This window comes from Persicobacter psychrovividus (assembly GCF_036492425.1).
GTDB classification, from domain to species: Bacteria; Bacteroidota; Bacteroidia; order Cytophagales; family Cyclobacteriaceae; genus Persicobacter; species Persicobacter psychrovividus.
The window spans coordinates 2,195,215-2,213,372 of record NZ_AP025292.1; the positions used below are offsets into that span (position 1 = coordinate 2,195,215).

The following is an 18,158-nucleotide window of genomic DNA, read 5'->3' on the forward strand; positions in this document are numbered from 1 at the left end:
ATTATGGAGACTGAAAATCAAACAACAACGCAGAGAATAAGCGGTGCTGATGCCTTTGTAAAAGCGTTGGTATATGAAGGTGTCGATACCATTTTTGGTTACCCTGGCGGTGCAAATATGCCCATTTATGATGCCATTTACCGTGCGGAAGGCGAGGTAACCCACCTTATGGGAAGACACGAGCAGGGTGCTATTCATGCTGCTCAGGGCTATGCCCGCGCCTCAGGAAAATGCGGTGTGGTACTGGCCACTTCAGGCCCAGGCGCTACCAATATCATTACTGGTATTGCTGATGCCATGATCGACTCCACCCCTTTGGTGTGTTTCACAGGTCAGGTGCCTTACAACCTTATCGGTACCGATGCCTTTCAGGAGTGCGACATTACAGGAATTTCGATGCCCTGTACCAAATGGAACTATCAGATTAAAGATGCTGATGATATTGCCGAGATTATTGCCAAGGCTTTCTACATCGCACGATCTGGACGACCAGGACCAGTACTGATCGACATCACGAAAAATGCGCAGTTTCAGGAAACAGATTTTAAATATCAGGCTTGCGAGATCATCAACAGCTATATCCCGAAACCACAACTTAATGAAAGCGCTGTGGCGGCAGCAATTGCCACCATACGCACTGCCGAGAAACCTTTCCTTATCTGGGGACAGGGCGTTATTCTCTCGGAAGCGGAACAGGCACTGAAGGACTTTTTGGACAAAACACAAATCCCTTCCGCCTCTACCCTTTTGGGCTTGTCGGCACTGCCTTCTGACCACCCCACCTATACTGGAATGGTCGGCATGCACGGTAACTATGCGCCCAACAAGCTCACCAACTCCTGCGATGTACTGATCGCTGTCGGGATGCGTTTTGATGACCGGGTAACTGGCAACACCGCAACTTACGCGACACAGGCCAAGGTGATTCATATTGAGCTTGACCCTGCGGAGATTGATAAAAACATCCCTGCAACCATCCCTGTAAATGCCGATGCCAAAGAGGCTCTTTCGGCCATCAGCGCAGGATTAGATGCACAGTCGAAAGACAAATACGCCAGCTGGTATGCTGAATTTGATGCCTTCTATCAGGAGGAGAAAAATGAGGTAATTTTGCCTGAGGTAGCACCCGAAGGCGATCAGCTGACCATGGCGCAGGTGGTAGAAAATATTGCCAAAACCTTTCATCGTGACGCCATCATTGTATCTGATGTAGGGCAACACCAGATGAAGGCAGCAAGGTACAGCGCGTTCAACAAAAGCCGTTCACACATTACCTCTGGCGGCCTCGGAACAATGGGCTTCAGTCTGCCTGCCGCAATTGGCGCCAAAGTTGCCTGCCCTGAGCGTGAGGTGGTGGCCATTATTGGCGACGGTGGTTTCCAGATGACCCTTCAGGAATTAGGGATGATTCTCGATTATAATATTGCCGTGAAAATTGTGGTACTCAACAACGAGTTCCTCGGCATGGTACGCCAATGGCAAGAGCTGTTCTTCGACAACCGTTACGCAAGTACGCCACTGAAGAACCCTGACTTTGTCAAGCTCGCAGAGTCCTACGGCATTACCTCCCTGAAAATTGACCATAAGTCGGCATTGAATGATGCCCTGGCTCAGCTTCGGGATCACCAGTCGGCCATGTTCCTGGAGTGCATGGTTGTCAAAGAAGAAAATGTATTTCCGATGATCGCCTCTGGCGCCACGGTAACAGATATAAGGTTAAAATAAAGTTCATGACTATGGTTAAGCAAGTGCCACTCAACGAAGAGTTCACCATCTCGATATTCACCGAAAACGCTATTGGTCTGCTCGCAAGGATAACCAATCAGTTCACCAAACGCCACATCAACATTGAAGCGTTGAATGTGTCGCAGTCGGAAGTAGAAGGTGTTCACCGCTTTACGATCGTTGTCAATACAACGCCTCGTCAGGTGGATCTGATCACCAAACAAATAGAAAAGCAAGTGGATGTTTACCGATGCTTCTACCACAAAGCAGAAGAAACCATTCACCAGGAAATTGCCCTTTACAAATTGCCAACATCAGTATTGAAAAATGGCATTGAGGTCGAGGACATTATCCGACGGGAGGCAGCGCGTATTTTATCGATTGAAGAGCATTTCTTCGTGATCGAAAAAACAGGTTACCGCAAAGAAACCACCCGACTTTTTGAAGAACTAAAAAAGTTCAATGTTACTGAATTTGTCCGCTCGGGAAGGGTATCGATTACCAAACCGATGGACGAACTGAAGGAACACATTCAGGAAGTAAAGGCCAAAGCGGCCGTATAACGACACCTCTTTGATCTCGGGAAACATTCCCCGGTGATCATTTAAAATGTACGGGCATTGGAGACAGTGCCCCTACTCCATAAAATAAATCTAATATCAAACGAAATAAAAAATAACATTATGGCAATCATCAATTTTGGCGGCGTAGAAGAAAATGTAGTAACACGTGAAGAGTTTCCTTTGGAAAAAGCGCGTGAGGTCATGTCATCAGAAACCATCGCTGTGATCGGTTACGGTGTACAGGGTCCTGGTCAGTCTTTAAACCTGAAAGATAATGGTTTCAATGTGATCATTGGACAGCGTCAGGGTTCAGCATCATGGGACAAAGCCGTTGCTGATGGCTGGGTACCAGGAGAGACACTTTTCTCTATCGAAGAAGCGCTTGAGCGCGGAACAATCATCCAGTATTTATTGTCTGATGCAGGTCAGATTGCCGTTTGGCCAACTGTAAAAGCTGCTTTGAAACCAGGTAAAACACTTTACTTCTCACACGGTTTTGGTGCTACTTATGCAGAGCGTACAGGTATTGTTCCTCCTAAAGATGTAGATGTAATTTTGGTCGCTCCAAAAGGTTCTGGTACTTCATTGCGTCGTATGTTCTTGGAAGGACGTGGATTGAACTCTTCATTTGCAATCTTCCAGGATGCTACAGGTAAAGCACGTGAAAAAGTGGTTGCTTTAGGTATTGGTGTAGGTTCAGGATATTTGTTCGAAACTACTTTCAAAAAAGAAGTTTACTCTGATTTAACAGGTGAGCGTGGTACTTTGATGGGTGCTATTCAGGGAATTTTTGCCGCTCAGTACGATGTATTGCGTAAGGCAGGACACAGCCCTTCTGAAGCATTCAACGAGACGGTAGAAGAATTGACACAATCATTGATGCCATTGGTTGCTGAAAACGGTATGGACTGGATGTACGCAAACTGTTCAACAACCGCTCAGCGTGGTGCTTTGGATTGGTGGAAGAAATTCCGTGATGCAACACAGCCTGTATTCCAGGAATTGTATGATGAAGTTGCTTGTGGTAATGAAGCACAGCGTTCAATCGATGCAAACTCGAAAGACGATTACCGTGTAGGTTTGGAAGCAGAATTGAAAGAGCTTCAGGATTCTGAAATGTGGCGTGCAGGTGCTGCTGTTCGTAAATTGCGTCCAGAGTCTGAAAAAGTAGAGGCATAAGCCCTTACCTTTGAAACAATCAATCATCTAATAATTTTGAGAGCCACCTACTTTAAGGTGGCTTTTCTTTTTTGGGTGCCCTTTAGGCTTCTTCTTCCTTAATATAATCAGCAAGAAATTCGCGCATCAGCTTTGTATCCGCCTCAAGATCACGAACCAGTTTACCCTTCTCATCGCAACGGAAATCGGCATAAGGTACATCAATAATGGCAATCCCTTCTTTGGCCAGCGTTGTTCGCTTGCGCTGATCGTACATCGCGCGTTGCTCGCCTCTTGTTACGCCACTAACCGTCATTCTTGTCGATTTAAACTCGATCGGTTGTTTCTCAATAAATTCAATGGCCATATTCAGCTCTTCGTAATAAGCATCAATAGGCAGGGCTGTACGCGATTTTCCATCTTTATGGTAATCTCCCAACAGGAAGCTGAACTTATGCTGCGAAGAAGCTTCTTTTCCAAGCAATTCGTTGGCAATATTCACCAGGTAAAACCCATCGGTAATCACCTGAAGCAACTTATCTTCTTTCTTCACCTCTTTAGGCTCCTTACGCACACCTGCAGGAGAAGAGAAGGTTTTTCCTTCACGCACCAGGTACCAATAAGTGGCATCTTCATGGCGGTCGGCGTAAATCGCAGGAATCTGCTGAAGCTCTCCTTGCTTGTCCAGGGCTTTCAATACCTTACGGAAAGGCATCCCTTTTTTTACATCTTTAGCAAATACACCCGCCTGAACCATATCAGGCATGATTAATTTCACAGGGATTGAATTAGCCTCAGGATGTTGTTCAAAGTAGGTCGCAATTACTGCGTTAATCTTTTCTATTTGACTTGTCGTCATATCAGTTTTTCTTATTTATGCTCACTCTACAGCGGCTTAATGCTGCCTATTGCCTGTATATAACTGTTCAGAAGGTAAAAAGTATGCCTCGCAACGTGAATATCTCTGACAATAAAACAAGCCCGCAAAGGTAGCCATAGGAATCCGCTTGACCAAACAGCCCATCGTTTATCTAAAATGAATTATTGACAAACCGACGGCCCCTCCTCATTTTTATGCTTCACCATAGCCACTGCCAGCGTTGCTATTATGCCCTTCGTGGAGATCCCCAAGCAGGAGCATTTTTGGCACAAAAAAAAAGCCCATACCAAAACGGTAAAGGCTTTCTACATATTTAGGAACTAAAATTTAGTTTTTCACTTTTCCTGTTACAGTAACAGTCGTACCCGCAGTTGCTGTTTTTACATCTGCACGGGTAATGTTGATCATGAAGTAATCGTCGCCTTTTTTAGTCGCAATCACCAAGTCATAATCTTTACTTTCGCTCACGCTTACATCACGGAAATCGTCCATATCGTCAGCAGCGTCTACAGCTGCCATCAATGCTTCTACAGAAGTGATATTTTCATAATCCTCTGCCGATAATTTCACTAATTTATCAGCATCTTTTTTGATGATCGCTGATGTATTAGTGTTTGATGTCCAGGCAAGGCCGTAAGCATCCAAACCTGTTGCGTCTGCTCCACCAGAACGCTCCGCTTTAAAATCAGCCTCTTCCAATGGCGTAGCAGTCTGCACCATGAATTCCACTTTTGCTGTTTTCACACCAGTAGAACCCGAACCGATCAAAGATTTATCGCTGATCGAAATCATAAATTCCATTTTACCATCGTTATCCAATGCCTCGTCAATATCATTTTGACTTACAGTGTAATTTACCGTGTAAGCCACCTGCTTGTCGTTGGTATAAACATACTCATCACCAGCACGAAGATTTTTCAAGGTTTTATCTCCACTGTCATCTTTCTCGGTGTCAATGATATTTTCCACTGACAGCTCAGCATAATCCACTGGTCCACTCACTTCAAAAGTGCGTAGATTTTTGTCTGTTGAAGTCAAAAGTGCTGTAAAGGAAATTTTTTGGCCAGATACCACGTAATCGTCAGTGCTCTGTGTTGTTTTGATATTCAAAGAGTTACTCTCCGAAGGCAAAATGTCTTCTGTTTCACCACAGGAAGTCAACACACCAACCATGAATAAAGCTAATGTTGCGTAAAATAAATTTTTCATAATAAAAATTAGGTTCATGAATTCGTCCGCAAAAGTATTATTTTATTCAGTAAACTCCATGACTATGATTGCAAAATCATTAAAAAAACAACAACAAAAACTTAACTCCCTATATGGCAAGTAATTACAAAATCAAGACAACACTTATCGTTAATTATATATTTATATATATTATTTATAAATATATTCAATTAGTGATATTATTTCTAAATCGTAAAAAAACCACATGATGAAGAATCATGTGGTTTTCTCTTTATAACAATTTAATACCTTATGGTAATACTGTTACAGGCACTTCATAAGTTTTCTCGAAACCTGCACGGTCACGCACTTTGATATCGATATTGTAATACGTCTTCTCTTCACGACGAGCGACAGCATTCTCACGAATAAGCTGATTCAAATCAAAATTGAATTCTGATTCTTCAAAAATGCTCGGGATAAACATATTTTTGATATTCGTCTTATCATATTTCCCCAATCCCAACGCTCTCAGAGATTGCCCTTGATTAAACTCAGCATCTTTTCCTGGGTGAATAGAGATAGATTTCACATCTGTATCACGGCGAGAATCCTCACGGTACAATTCAACAGTCATGCCGTCAAATGCCGTTGTGGCCTTCAGGTGAAAACGCGCATTGAAATCAGAAGATCCTGTATGGAACGTAATTCCTTTGTTCAAATTAAAATCGATACCACTCAATTCAACATTGGAATCTGGGCCGCTCTCACATGAGGTCATTCCAAATACTGCCGAAAAAGCCAAAAATAGTAGGAGTAAATTTTTCATTCTTTAAGTAATGGTTAGTTTACCCTCATAAAAACAACATTAATGCCAATAATTGTTCATTTAATTCATACTCATGAAAATACAATTCACCTCTTTCTAAAAAAATACAAAAATAAAGCGCTGATGTTCAACCTATTGAGACCACACCACTTGACGGTTTTTCATTTCAAAATCTGTAACACAAACCCCCGAAAGGTCAATCATCAGCGGAGGGTTGGTGAATATTTCAACTTCATATCACATTTTTTGATGGGCAAAATTGTTCATTTCACCGAGCACCCCACTACTGATGAGGCGTCTTATTGACTCATCAGCTGCGCCTCAAGTTCTTTAATTTGTCGCTCGCTGGCTTCTTGTGTTGCCTGCAATTCTTCGAGGTTCTGTCTCAATTCTTCTTCTCGCTGTAAGAGTTCCTGAGCTTGTTGCTGACTGACAGAAAATAATTTCTCGGTCTGCTCACCCATCTGCACTGCATTAATCCTCATGGCCATCATCTCCACCATACGCTCCAGCAAGTTGATCTGTAACGCACTCAATGGCTCGAAAAATCCAAGCTCCAAAACCCCCACAACAATTTCCTCATAGCGAATCGGATAAAGGTACAGCGCACCGGTCTTTACGCTTCCCAAGCCGGAAGAAATCGTCTGAAAATAATCCTCAGGGAGGTCTAAAAATGTTTTGGCTTCGGCATCCACAAAAGTAGCACCTACCACCCCCTCACCTACTGATAGCGTACGTCCCGACTTTTCCGCCCCATAGGTTCCTGCGGCATAAAGTTGCTCCTGGTCCATTGCTTTCAGGTAAATCACCCCAAGCGGACAAGAAAGGCTTTCTGCCAATCGTCGAAGGATTCCCTGACATAGTTTATCAACCGCATTTCTGTTGCTATTCAATACCTTCGACAGCGCACTCAGCTCCCCCTCAATCCATCTTTCATCGGCTTCAGCAGCATATTTCTCTTCCAGCATTCGTTTTTGTTCAGCTACATCCGCTACAGCTTTGGCAACTTTACGCTCCAGCAAAATTTTCGCTTGCCTTTCTCTTTTTATCCTGTACCTGAAGCCTAAAACTACTGCGGTGATCATGAATAGAAGCACCGACAAGCGAAACCATACCGCATTATAAAATAATGGCCTAACCTTAATGCCCAACTGACGCTCGCGGCCCCATAACCCATCTGAATTTGCCGCTTTTAGTCGAAAAACGTACTCCCCTGCCGCTAAATTACTGTAGGTTACACTCGATTGCCCTTTTTTAGCCACCCGCCAATCTTCATCGAAACCTTCGAGCATGAAATCCACCCGGCTTCTTTCAGGAGATAACGTTTGCAAGGCTGTAAAACTGATTTCAAGTAAATTCTGTGATTCTTTGATGTTAAGATCGCTCAGGTAAAATGGATCGACCGTGGCGATTTGGGTCCCTCCTGAAATAGGCTGACCCGCCCGCAGCGGCGCCCCCATAATGCTAATATCATTAATCACTGCCACTGCCCCGAGGGTATTTTTCTGAATGTCTTTCGGGTTAAAAACCGTCATTCCTTCAGTACCACTAAAAATCATTGTGCCGTCCTTTCGCTGATAATGTCCTCCCCAGAAATACTCATCGCCCTGAGTACCATCCTGCTTGCCAAAAATCAGCATTTCTTGATTGTCTTGCTGATAAGACACCAAACCTTCTGTTGTAGAAAACCACAAACGCTGCTGAGCATCTTCATGCACACCAAGCACCAAATTTGATGGTGCGCCCTGCGATTCATTCAGCTGCCAAATTACTTTGCCCTGAGGAGTCATCTCAAAAATTCCCGCACCAAAGGTCGCCACCACCAAGTTGGATCGGCTGTTTTTTGTCATGGCCGTGATTCTGTTATCAGGAATATCAGTGGGGTCTGAATCATCTATTGACTTATAATTTACCGCCTTTTCCAACAGGCCATCATCCCCAATATGTACGCAACTGATACCGTCCCAAGTCCCCAGCCAAGCGCGTTTGTTTTCAAAAATTATTGTGGCAGCTTGCACACGATTATCCGCAATTCTGATGTCGCCCGTTTCAGAGGTGTAATTGATAAAGGAAAAATCCTGTGGATTGAAAAGTGACAAACCGCCACTGGTCGCCAGCCACAAATAACCATTAGGCCCATAACATACATCCTGTACTTCATCATGAGGTATCGCACTGTTGTGGGTGGTGTAATGCGCAATCAGTCGCCCTTTATCCAAATCATAAAGCCCAAGACCTTCACCAAAAAGTGCCAGCCAAACCTTGTTATCCTCGGCAGGTAATACCTTATAAACCGAACTTGGCACATGACTAAAATGTGTATCAGCATACGTCTTCGAGGCAAAACGGGTAAAACCCATATGCCCTACATATCCAAACCAAAGGTTTCCATCCTCATCTTCAGCATACCCACGCACAATGTTATGCTTCAGCACGCCACCCTTGGCACGGAAAGAACGGAAATCCCTGCCCTTAGCCCATTTATTTATGCCACCATAACGTGTACCGATCCACATGGCGCCCAGCTCGTCTTTAAAAAAAGATACAATGTCATCATCCGACAAATCATAAATCCCCTCGCCTTTGCTGATTTGTTCCATAGAACCATCTGCTTTTTCAATGAACACCCCGAGCTCGCTACCAATCCATAATTCGCCATCAAAAATTGCTAAACTGGAAATTTGATTCATCGAACCGCGGGTTGGAAGTTGCAGGGCTTTAAAAGAAGAGGACGCCCTATCAAGCATAAAAACACGATCCCCAGAATTGGCGTAGAGCCGCCCTTCCTCAGCGTGGTAGGCCAGTGCCCACACAGGCTTCCCCTGCACCCCCATCAGGCTCACTACCGAAGAAGGAATGTGGTAACGGTAAACACCCTGTGAGGTCGCCAGCAATAACACCTCATCGGACTGTGGAATAATTTCATAAATCAACAGGTCTTCTGTGCCTGCTATAAGTCGGGCTTGCTTTTCCTTCTTCTGAAACAGATAAAGTCCCTCTTCTGAACCAACGAGCACGCTTTGCCCATCGAGCACCCTAACATCTGTCAGTACAATTTTACCAAGAGTATAATGTGATAGGGTATCTTGTTCAAAAGATAAATAAGAAAGGAACCCCCGATTCGTAGTCAGCCAAATACCCTGATCCTGATCTACCGCCAAGCCATTTATATAATTATCCATGAGGCCCTGTTGTGGGTCCTCGCCAGTACGGTAAGTTTGAAACTGACGGCCATCGAAGCGGCTTAGGCCATTTTGGGTACCCAGCCATAAATAGCCCCTCGAATCTTTGGTAATTGCATTAACAGTATTGTGCGCTAAGCCCTCTACAGTACTGTAATGATTGAATATTCGTTTATTTGAATAGGCTGAAAAAATAGCCGAAAAAATAAGGGTCAGCACCATCGCTATTCGACCCAAAAAAGTAATTTTACGCATACGCATATAGGGTTGATGAAATAAGGATGAAATTATGATAATTATAAATCATTAAAAAGAAACCCCCTAATCATTAACAACTATCAATTCCGCAAACGATTTCGGTACCCCAAATAAAAAAAGGCGATTGACTTTACATCAACCGCCTTCCATATACCGCAATCTTATTTTTACATTTTCCCGATCAGCTTATATTCTATTTTCGCCACATTGTTTCCTGGAGAAAAAGTTAAGGCTGTGAACTGAACAACAGAAAAGTTGTTGTCATCCTTTTTAACAATTAAATATACAGGCTTAAAATTACTATCGGCCTCAACTTTCGTTTCTGAAACCTTACTACCACCATCATAAGCGTTCATTGCCGCATTATATGAATCTTCATTAGCTGCTGTTACCGCATCATAAACGGCCTTATCAACCACGACCATATCCTCGGATTCAAATACCATAAAGTCACCTTCTGAGGTGGTGCTGTTGTTTTTATACTTGATGCCTGCGTCCTCATTTTCATTTTTGCCATCACTTTGCGATGAACCTGTATAAACCAAATCTGCCGTTTCTGCTGCTGCAAAAGTAAACTGTGGAACGGTGAAACTTGCCGTTGTTTTGGTCTCGCCATCCCTATCGGTCAAGGTAAATTCGTAAGTCAGCATGCCGTCACCCGCTCTTGCATCTTCAATATCCTGATTAGACACCGTATATTCCATGGTGTATTTTACAGACTTATTATTGATCTGATCATAAGAATCTCCTGGACGGATTCCTTCGAGATTATCATCGCTGTCAGTATCCAAAATATCTTCATAAGCCTGGGTTATGCCAGGCCCTTTGATGGAGAAAGAACGCAAATTTCGATCGGTAGAGGTCAGGTCCATGGAAATGGAGATCACCTGGCCTGCAGAAACCGCAGCGCCCTCCACGGGATCCTGATTGGTGATCATGATTTTCAGGGTGTCTGATTCAGGTAACATATCATCATCACTTGAACAGGCCACGCCCACAAGCAACAACAATAAAAGCCAGCTTCTTTGTAATAAGAATTTCATAAGTGGTTTTTTTTAGAGATTAAAAGGTGTTTAATCCTTTAAAAAACGCTACTCTGATCCTGCCGTTATTCTGTTCATCATTTAATCGGCACGTAAATCCACAAAAAAAGCACGAGCCTAAGACCCGTGCTTTAAAGTATATTATCAGGATATATTACCTATATCACCCCAAATTTTTCAGTGCTTCTTCCAAAGTTTTGATCTTCATTTCAGCATCTTCTTTCTTTTTCGTTTCTGATGCTACAACAGCCTCAGGCGCATTGTTCACGAAACGCTCATTAGAAAGCTTTTTCATAACAGAATTCAAGAAACCTTTGGTGTATTCCAATTCTTTCGTGATGTTTTCTTTCTCTGCTTCAACATCAATCTGACCTTCCATTGGAATGAAGAATTCGTCATTCTTAATACGGAAAGAGGTCGCATTGGCAGGCGCTTCAGCAACGTAATCGATCACCTCAATATTGGCCAATTTCTGGATCATCCCTTCGAAAGCTTTGTAATCTGCTTCCGCACCTTTGATGCTCAAGTTGAACGTTTCTTTAGGGCTGATACCTTTAGAAGAACGTACGTTACGGATCTGAGAAATCACATCGAAAGCGTTTTGCGTCGCAGCGATCATGGTCTCATCAAATGCACCACCTTTTGGCCATTGTGCAATGATTAGGGCGTCCTCAGCTTTACGATCCGCCATTTGGTGCCATAGCTCTTCGGTCAGGAATGGCATGAATGGGTGAAGGATTTTCACTACCTCTTCAAAGATTTCGATCGTTGCATTATAAGTCGCACGGTCGATAGGCTCACCGTAAGTAGGCTTGATCAACTCCAAATACCAAGAACAGAAGTCAGACCATACCAATTTGTAAGCCGCCATCAATGCATCCTGGATACGGAATTTCTCGAAGTGATCTTCGATCTCCGCCAATACCTGATTCATACGGCCACGGAACCAATTGATGGTTGCTGAATGATCTGCAGTGATCTCATCAGAAACCTCCAAACCTTTCACCAATCGGAAAGCATTCCAGATTTTGTTGGCGAAGTTACGTCCCTGCTCTACAAGCTTGATATCAAACAGCAAATCATTTCCTGCTGAAGCGGAAAACAAAATTCCTGAACGAACACCATCAGCACCATACTGCGCGATCAGGTCCAAAGGATCTGGAGAGTTACCCAAAGATTTGGACATCTTGCGGCGTTTCTCATCACGGACGATGCCCGTCAGGTAAACATTTTTGAAAGGAATCTCACCCTTGAATTCTGTACCCGCCATGATCATACGTGCTACCCAGAAGAACAAAATGTCTGGACCCGTCACCAAGTCATTGGTTGGATAATAATATTTGATGTCCTCGTTTTCAGGATTTTTGAAACCGTCGAAAACAGAGATTGGCCACAACCAAGAGCTGAACCAGGTATCCAATACATCTTCGTCTTGCGTCAAGTCCGCAGCCGTCAATGCAGGATTGATCTCCTGTGCTTTCACCAAAGCTTCCTCAGCGGTTTCCGCTACCACCACTTTACCGTCTGGCAAGTAGTAAGCAGGAATTTGCTGACCCCACCAAAGCTGACGAGAGATACACCAATCGTGTACATTCTCCATCCAGTGACGGTAAGTATTTTTAAATTTCGGTGGGTGCAACTGAATATCATCAGACATTACGGCATCCAAAGCTGGCTTCGCCAAATCTTGCATTTTCAGGAACCACTGCGTAGAGATTCTTGGCTCGATCACGGCATCCGTACGCTCAGAGAAACCTACCTTGTTGGTGTAGTCTTCCTCTTTCACCAACTGACCCATAGCATCCAACTCTTTGGCGATTTTCTTACGAACAACAAAGCGATCTTCACCTACGAAGAATTGTGCTGATTCGCTCATCGAACCGTCTTCACTGATCACATCGATGGTCTCCAAATTGTGCTTCATGCCCAATTCGTAGTCATTCACATCGTGTGCAGGTGTTACTTTCAAACAACCTGTACCGAATTCTACATCCACGTACTCATCCTCGATGATCGGAATAGAACGGTTCACCATCGGAACGATCACACGCTTGCCTTTCAAGTGCTGGAAGCGCTCATCCGTTGGGTTGATACAGATCGCAGAGTCACCCAAAATAGTCTCAGGACGAGTCGTCGCGATTGTAACGAATTCATTCTCCATGCCTTCAACGGCATACTTCACATAGTACAATTTCGATTGTACTTCACGGTGAATTACCTCGTCATCAGACAAAGCAGTCTTACCGACTGGATCCCAGTTTACCATGCGGATCCCGCGGTAGATCATGCCCTTGTTGTACAAGTTCACGAACACTTCGATCACGGCAGCAGAAAGGTCTTCTTCCATCGTGAAACGTGTACGGTCCCAGTCACATGAAGCACCCAATTTCTCCAACTGCTTCAGGATGATTCCGCCATATTTTTCTTTCCACTCAAAAGCATGCTCCAAGAACTGCTCACGAGTAATGTCTGACTTTTTGATGCCCTGCTCCGCCAAAAGCTTCACTACTTTGGCCTCAGTAGCAATCGATGCGTGGTCGGTACCAGGTACCCAACAAGCATTTTTGCCTTCCATACGCTTCTTACGGATCAATACATCCTGAATCGTATTGTTAAGCATGTGCCCCATGTGCAACACCCCCGTTACGTTCGGTGGTGGGATCACGATAGAATACGGCTCTTTTTCTGGATCAGGCTTGGAGGCAAAGAACTTGTTCTCCATCCAATACTGATACCACTTATCCTCTACTTCTGAAGGATTATATTTTGTTGATAAAGTCATGGTAAACTGTTTTTTATCTTCGGTCGAAAATAATATTTTTCGCAGTCTGCAAATTTAGGAAAATTTTGGAGATGCTGCGGTCTTTTTGATCATGATTTTTTATCCGAGATCGGAGGGGTGCTTGGTTTTTAGACCATGATTTACATGATTAAAAGGATTAGCATGATTTTCTTTTTGCCTTGATTATTGTTATTGAGAATAATCATCACTGTAATTCAAAAAAAATCCTTTTAATCTCACTAATCTGTGGACAATAAAAAATAATACGGTATTTATAGGCCAAACCATTACCGTTTTGAATTCAGCACCTTAATCAAAATGACCGACGCAACAACAAGGCAGAAGGGAATTACGATCAGCATCATCGGTAAACCATAGCCCAATGGATCAGCAATATAAATATCGCCCAAAACAGCAAATAACATCATGAACACATACACCACACGAACCCATAACCATTCAGGCGTTTGTCGGTTCTGAAAAAACAAACCTGGAAGCACCGCAATACTTCCAATCAAAATTGCCTGCGCCATTTCAATGGTTTTATCATCGCCCGTAGCGGCCATCCCATTCACATATAAATACCTGAAAAAGAACAAAATCCCGACAAGAAACCCCAATAAACCTACCCACTTTGCCAACTTCGATTTTTCCATTATTCCTAAAATTATAATTCACAAAAAAGCACAACATGGTGGTTGTGCGACGAAGGGGCAAGTTATTATTTTTTAGCGGAAGTTTTATTTTTTCACCCACAGATGACACAGATTTGCACAGATTGATTTTGGGGAAAAGGTTCACTCTATTTTTTTATCCCACCGCGAGAGTCTCTCTCGTGATAGCAAACTAAGTATTTTGTACCTGTCGGTACGGACGTTGCATGCAACGTCCCTACAACCCAGTAAACCTCCTCCACCTTAGAGAAAATCAACACGTATCTGAGGATTAACCTCCAGTAACCCCCTCACCAAACCCTCCACATCTTTAGGCGAGATATAAATCTTTTCATCTTCCCCATAAAAAATCTCCAATCGATCAAAATGACAGGCAGGCGCAATATGTCTTGAATAATTCTTTTTGATCTCCTTAATCTCAGAAATAGGTATAGTCCACTTTTTAAAGAGGGTAAAAACCACCAATTTCTTCCCTTCTATTTGGTATTGGATATGTGTAAGAATAAAAAAAATAATGACAGAAGTTGCTCCATAAATTGCAGGACCTAAAGACCGTACCCATCAAACTGACTCAGAATCAACACCATTAAAACACCCCACGCAAACCAAGGAACAATGCCGAAAAGCCACCAATTCACTTTAGTTCGAATGCTTTTCGGTATCGTCTTTAACACATGTTTAGTATTCTGACTCATATTTTGCGAGCTTATTTGGTCATTATTTTGATTTGTGGGTTAATCTCAACCAATTGATCGAGGAAGACTTTCTCTTTCCGTGGTGAGATCATCAATTTTTCACCATTCTTAAAGTCAATCTCCAAACGCTTGGGGGACAGTGCAGGAGCAGTCAGCACACTATTTTTTGGTCTAATCTGACCAATATCACGGATCAATAATTCTTTGTAAAACCACCAACCCGATTTCACGCTCAGCTTACCGTTCCCAATTTTATAAAAAGTCGAATAATACCAATAGCCATGAATACAAATCATGGAAGCAACAAACACCAACCACGGCCATCTAATTTCCCATCCAGACACATCTCCATAAAACCCGATAAACAAGGGCATCATTATGGCAAAGAAAAGCCAATAATTTATTTTGGAACGGAAAATCATTTTTCAAGACATATTTAAAGATTCATGAACCTCCACCTTCGGATTAACCCTCAGGATCTCATCAATAAAAGCTTTTCTATTTTTAGGAGAGATAATCACCCCTTCATACTTGCCATACTTCACCTCGATCCGATCAAAAGAACAAGCGGGTGAACTCATCATATTGTAGGTCTTTTTGATTGACTGGATTTTGTCAATGGAGATTTCCTTTCGCATTAAGATACCACAAGTAACAATCAATTGCTGTTCGTCCAACCAATATTTGGTACTCAACAATACATATAAAACGAAAAGGATAGTGGCCATATCAATGCTGAAAACTACCCAAAAAGCTCCATCGTTGGTTCCTCCCAAAAAGGAGATCCCAAACAACAACAGGAATATTGGCCCGAAAAACCACCAGTCTATTTTGGAGCGAAATTGCATTTGTGTTGATCGTTAGTTAATCCTTAAAAATTAAACCGCTATGCTCACATTCTTACCTTTTAATGCCTCAATAAAATCTTGCTCTTTGGAAGGGTAAATCTTTAACGTATCGTATGTATTGTACTTCACTTCAAGATGGTGTCCCCCAAACATAGCGTGGTTTTCTATCACTGTAAGGGCATTGATGTCGTTTAAATTGACTTCTTTTGCTTTAAAGGGACCCATCGTTACCATTAATTTCCCATCAGCCACTTTATATTTTATACCAAAGCTTTGCGATAGCGCGATGATAACAAAAAGAGAAATAAAGACATTGAAATACCATGGTCCTTCTTCCTGAAAAAATAAGGCTATATAAGCAACACTTAACACCAAACGGAACCAATCGCCTTTTGTGATTTTCTTGGAGAACTTTTTCATAGGAGACATAAGTTAATAGCTATAAATTACTTTTAAAATACAAATAAACACACCAATAACAAAATATCGAAATGAGCAATATTTTAGGAGATCAAAAAAGTACATCGGATTAAAACCCGGAACTATTGAAAAATGTACCTTCGGCACGCAAGTCCTGAAAGGGCTTTTTATAAAAGACATGGAATTCATGCCAAGGAAAAGCCCATCGCGCTAAAAAACAAAAAAGCACATCGATTGCTCAATGTGCTTCCATATCTTAGTCGTTCAACAACTGCTCGGCCATATAGCGTTTGAGCCAAGCACGGGCGACTGTCCAATCGACCTCCACGGTACGTTTGGAGACCCCCAAAGCCGTTGCGATTTCTTCCATTTTCATATCAGCAAAGAACTTCATCTCTACAACTTTGGCCTGACGCTCATGCACCAATTCCAGTTCTTTCAAAGCCTCTTCAATCGCTAACAGTTGATCGCCTTCTTCCTCACGGATGTTCACCGCCTTGTCCAGCTCTACTTTTGTATAATCACCTCCACGTTTCAAAGCGTGCTTTTTTCGGGCATGCTGAATCAAAATTCGACGGATTGCCTGCGCACCAACAGCAAAAAAGTGGGCACGAGATTTCCAATCGATATGATCCTGACCGATCAAGCTCATAAAAGCCTCATTCACCAAAATGGTAGGTTGCAGGGTATGATCAGCGCGTTCACGACGATACAGACTTTCTGCTATTTGGTGCATTTGGCTAAACACCATCTCGTAAAGCCTCCCAGCATCAAAGTCCTCAGCTCCATCCTTGGCCAAATTCAATAATTGAGTAACTTCTTGTTGTTGCTCGCTCATAGTTGTATCATCAAGTTTAGGTTCTTCATTCTATTGTTAACAATAATGGTTTCAGATCGGTGCAACACCTTTTTTTCATCAAAAAACCATTAATTAGGAAAGGTAACGGATTCCGAGTGGATCTGAAAATAAAGCGCGGGAAAATCGATAGAATTTCTTTGAGTGCAGAACGGATATTAGATGTTGAGATTATTTTGATAGCTGTACGGATGCGATAAATCAGGCCTTATTTGAAATGCTTGTAGAGACGTTATTCTTAACGACTCCCGTCACAATTTGAATAAATAGAATGGAAAACCTGAAAGACCACCATTGTGTTAGACGTAAATAATTACGTCTCTACAGGATATTGATGACATTACTCAACCTCACCAATCAATCACCTCCTTATCCCTGAAAAACTTCCCCGAAGGCCCACCACTTGGCAATTGCGACAGCCAGACGATCGTTTCGGCCCCTTCTGCCACAGAGCGCGTCGCCGAGCTTCCGCCCATATCCGTCCTTACCCATCCAGGGCATACGGCATTAATCAGAATATCCGAGGCATTGATTTGATTATTGAATTGAACCGTCAGCGCATTCAGGGCAATCTTGCTCAAGGAATAGCCAGGCGTTCCGCCTGTTTGGCTCGACCATGCGCCTGCTCCACTGCTGACATTCACAATACGACCATATCCGCTTTTCTGCATCAATGGCAAAAAAGTCTGAATCATCTCCCAAACCCCAAACAGATTGGTATCAAAAGTATCCTTGACAGTGGATAAATCGGCATTGACCACATTTTGCCAAGTATCATAATTGATGCCCGCATTGTTCACCAAAATATCCAAACAACCATGTTTCTGCTCGATGACCTTCAAACAATTTTGGATCGAAGTGCTGTCGGTAACATCCAACTGCACCACTTCCATATTTTTAGGGTCTGACAATTTAGCCAAAGCCTCCTCTCCTTTTTTCAAATCCCTACTGCCTAAAAATACGGTATGTCCCTGCTCGGCCAACTGTCGGGCAACCTCGTGCCCGATGCCTTTATTTGCTCCTGTTACTAATGCGATCATGAATAGTAAATTATTTGTTTACTCCTTTGTTTGAT

16 protein-coding genes are annotated in these 18,158 nt (G+C 42.9%); 3 read left to right on the plus strand and 13 right to left on the minus strand.

Annotated features, from left to right (window positions below):
* Window positions 1–3 precede the first annotated feature (3 nt).
* The 3 genes from ilvB to ilvC all read left to right on the plus strand — a co-directional run bounded on the left by ilvB (window position 4) and on the right by ilvC (window position 3,467).
* A complete protein-coding gene (ilvB, locus tag AABK40_RS09350; RefSeq protein WP_338396870.1) occupies window positions 4–1,725 on the plus strand; it encodes a biosynthetic-type acetolactate synthase large subunit in 1,722 nt (573 codons plus the stop codon).
* An 11-nt stretch (window positions 1,726–1,736) separates the two neighbouring features.
* A complete protein-coding gene (ilvN, locus tag AABK40_RS09355) occupies window positions 1,737–2,288 on the plus strand; it encodes an acetolactate synthase small subunit (protein WP_338396871.1) in 552 nt (183 codons plus the stop codon).
* 120 nt (window positions 2,289–2,408) lie between these two features.
* Window positions 2,409–3,467, plus strand: coding sequence for a ketol-acid reductoisomerase (gene ilvC / locus AABK40_RS09360; RefSeq protein WP_332918934.1), 1,059 nt, complete (start codon window positions 2,409–2,411; stop codon window positions 3,465–3,467).
* 82 nt (window positions 3,468–3,549) lie between these two features.
* Here ilvC and AABK40_RS09365 read toward each other — a convergent pair whose 3' ends face one another.
* From AABK40_RS09365 to AABK40_RS09420, 13 genes are all read right to left on the minus strand, one after another.
* Window positions 3,550–4,305, minus strand: a complete 756-nt coding sequence (locus tag AABK40_RS09365) for a hypothetical protein (protein ID WP_338396872.1) — start codon at window positions 4,303–4,305, stop codon at window positions 3,550–3,552.
* Window positions 4,306–4,653: 348 nt separating this feature from the next.
* Window positions 4,654–5,535: a hypothetical protein gene (locus AABK40_RS09370; protein WP_338396873.1), complete on the minus strand. Its 882-nt coding sequence runs from the start codon at window positions 5,533–5,535 to the stop codon at window positions 4,654–4,656.
* A 271-nt stretch (window positions 5,536–5,806) separates the two neighbouring features.
* Entirely contained in the window at window positions 5,807–6,325 is a 519-nt protein-coding gene (locus AABK40_RS09375) for a hypothetical protein (RefSeq protein WP_338396874.1), read from the minus strand.
* A 299-nt stretch (window positions 6,326–6,624) separates the two neighbouring features.
* A complete protein-coding gene (locus AABK40_RS09380; protein WP_338396875.1) occupies window positions 6,625–9,762 on the minus strand; it encodes a ligand-binding sensor domain-containing protein in 3,138 nt (1,045 codons plus the stop codon).
* Between the two features lie 170 nt (window positions 9,763–9,932).
* Window positions 9,933–10,808 carry a hypothetical protein gene (locus AABK40_RS09385; RefSeq protein ID WP_338396876.1) on the minus strand — a complete coding sequence of 292 codons (876 nt, stop codon included), beginning with the start codon at window positions 10,806–10,808 and terminating at the stop codon, window positions 9,933–9,935.
* Window positions 10,809–10,971: 163 nt separating this feature from the next.
* Window positions 10,972–13,590 (minus strand): valine--tRNA ligase, encoded by a 2,619-nt coding sequence (locus AABK40_RS09390; protein WP_338396877.1) that lies wholly within the window; start codon window positions 13,588–13,590, stop codon window positions 10,972–10,974.
* Window positions 13,591–13,877: 287 nt separating this feature from the next.
* Window positions 13,878–14,246 (minus strand): hypothetical protein, encoded by a 369-nt coding sequence (locus AABK40_RS09395; RefSeq protein WP_338396878.1) that lies wholly within the window; start codon window positions 14,244–14,246, stop codon window positions 13,878–13,880.
* Between the two features lie 261 nt (window positions 14,247–14,507).
* Window positions 14,508–14,801, minus strand: coding sequence for a PH domain-containing protein (locus AABK40_RS23850; protein WP_421953305.1), 294 nt, complete (start codon window positions 14,799–14,801; stop codon window positions 14,508–14,510).
* A gap of 169 nt (window positions 14,802–14,970) precedes the next feature.
* Window positions 14,971–15,381, minus strand: a complete 411-nt coding sequence (locus tag AABK40_RS09400) for a PH domain-containing protein (protein WP_338396879.1) — start codon at window positions 15,379–15,381, stop codon at window positions 14,971–14,973.
* A 3-nt stretch (window positions 15,382–15,384) separates the two neighbouring features.
* Complete coding sequence (locus AABK40_RS09405) at window positions 15,385–15,807, minus strand: PH domain-containing protein (RefSeq protein WP_338396880.1); 423 nt, start codon at window positions 15,805–15,807, stop codon at window positions 15,385–15,387.
* A 30-nt stretch (window positions 15,808–15,837) separates the two neighbouring features.
* Window positions 15,838–16,227 carry a PH domain-containing protein gene (locus AABK40_RS09410; RefSeq protein ID WP_338396881.1) on the minus strand — a complete coding sequence of 130 codons (390 nt, stop codon included), beginning with the start codon at window positions 16,225–16,227 and terminating at the stop codon, window positions 15,838–15,840.
* A gap of 256 nt (window positions 16,228–16,483) precedes the next feature.
* Window positions 16,484–17,065, minus strand: a complete 582-nt coding sequence (locus AABK40_RS09415; protein ID WP_332918921.1) for an ECF-type sigma factor — start codon at window positions 17,063–17,065, stop codon at window positions 16,484–16,486.
* A gap of 368 nt (window positions 17,066–17,433) precedes the next feature.
* A complete protein-coding gene (locus AABK40_RS09420; RefSeq protein WP_338396882.1) occupies window positions 17,434–18,123 on the minus strand; it encodes an SDR family oxidoreductase in 690 nt (229 codons plus the stop codon).
* Window positions 18,124–18,158: the final 35 nt, after the last annotated feature.

What these genes read in the sequence shown, in the direction of transcription:
- ilvB (WP_338396870.1), top strand. Translation starts at nt 4, where the DNA reads ATGGAGACTGAAAATCAAACAACAACGCAGAGAATAAGCGGTGCTGAT.
- ilvN (WP_338396871.1), top strand. Translation starts at nt 1,737, where the DNA reads ATGGTTAAGCAAGTGCCACTCAACGAAGAGTTCACCATCTCGATATTC.
- ilvC (WP_332918934.1), top strand. Translation starts at nt 2,409, where the DNA reads ATGGCAATCATCAATTTTGGCGGCGTAGAAGAAAATGTAGTAACACGT.
- AABK40_RS09365 (WP_338396872.1), bottom strand. Translation starts at nt 4,305, where the DNA reads ATGACGACAAGTCAAATAGAAAAGATTAACGCAGTAATTGCGACCTAC.
- AABK40_RS09370 (WP_338396873.1), bottom strand. Translation starts at nt 5,535, where the DNA reads ATGAAAAATTTATTTTACGCAACATTAGCTTTATTCATGGTTGGTGTG.
- AABK40_RS09375 (WP_338396874.1), bottom strand. Translation starts at nt 6,325, where the DNA reads ATGAAAAATTTACTCCTACTATTTTTGGCTTTTTCGGCAGTATTTGGA.
- AABK40_RS09380 (WP_338396875.1), bottom strand. Translation starts at nt 9,762, where the DNA reads ATGCGTAAAATTACTTTTTTGGGTCGAATAGCGATGGTGCTGACCCTT.
- AABK40_RS09385 (WP_338396876.1), bottom strand. Translation starts at nt 10,808, where the DNA reads ATGAAATTCTTATTACAAAGAAGCTGGCTTTTATTGTTGTTGCTTGTG.
- AABK40_RS09390 (WP_338396877.1), bottom strand. Translation starts at nt 13,590, where the DNA reads ATGACTTTATCAACAAAATATAATCCTTCAGAAGTAGAGGATAAGTGG.
- AABK40_RS09395 (WP_338396878.1), bottom strand. Translation starts at nt 14,246, where the DNA reads ATGGAAAAATCGAAGTTGGCAAAGTGGGTAGGTTTATTGGGGTTTCTT.
- AABK40_RS09400 (WP_338396879.1), bottom strand. Translation starts at nt 15,381, where the DNA reads ATGATTTTCCGTTCCAAAATAAATTATTGGCTTTTCTTTGCCATAATG.
- AABK40_RS09405 (WP_338396880.1), bottom strand. Translation starts at nt 15,807, where the DNA reads ATGCAATTTCGCTCCAAAATAGACTGGTGGTTTTTCGGGCCAATATTC.
- AABK40_RS09410 (WP_338396881.1), bottom strand. Translation starts at nt 16,227, where the DNA reads ATGAAAAAGTTCTCCAAGAAAATCACAAAAGGCGATTGGTTCCGTTTG.
- AABK40_RS09415 (WP_332918921.1), bottom strand. Translation starts at nt 17,065, where the DNA reads ATGAGCGAGCAACAACAAGAAGTTACTCAATTATTGAATTTGGCCAAG.
- AABK40_RS09420 (WP_338396882.1), bottom strand. Translation starts at nt 18,123, where the DNA reads ATGATCGCATTAGTAACAGGAGCAAATAAAGGCATCGGGCACGAGGTT.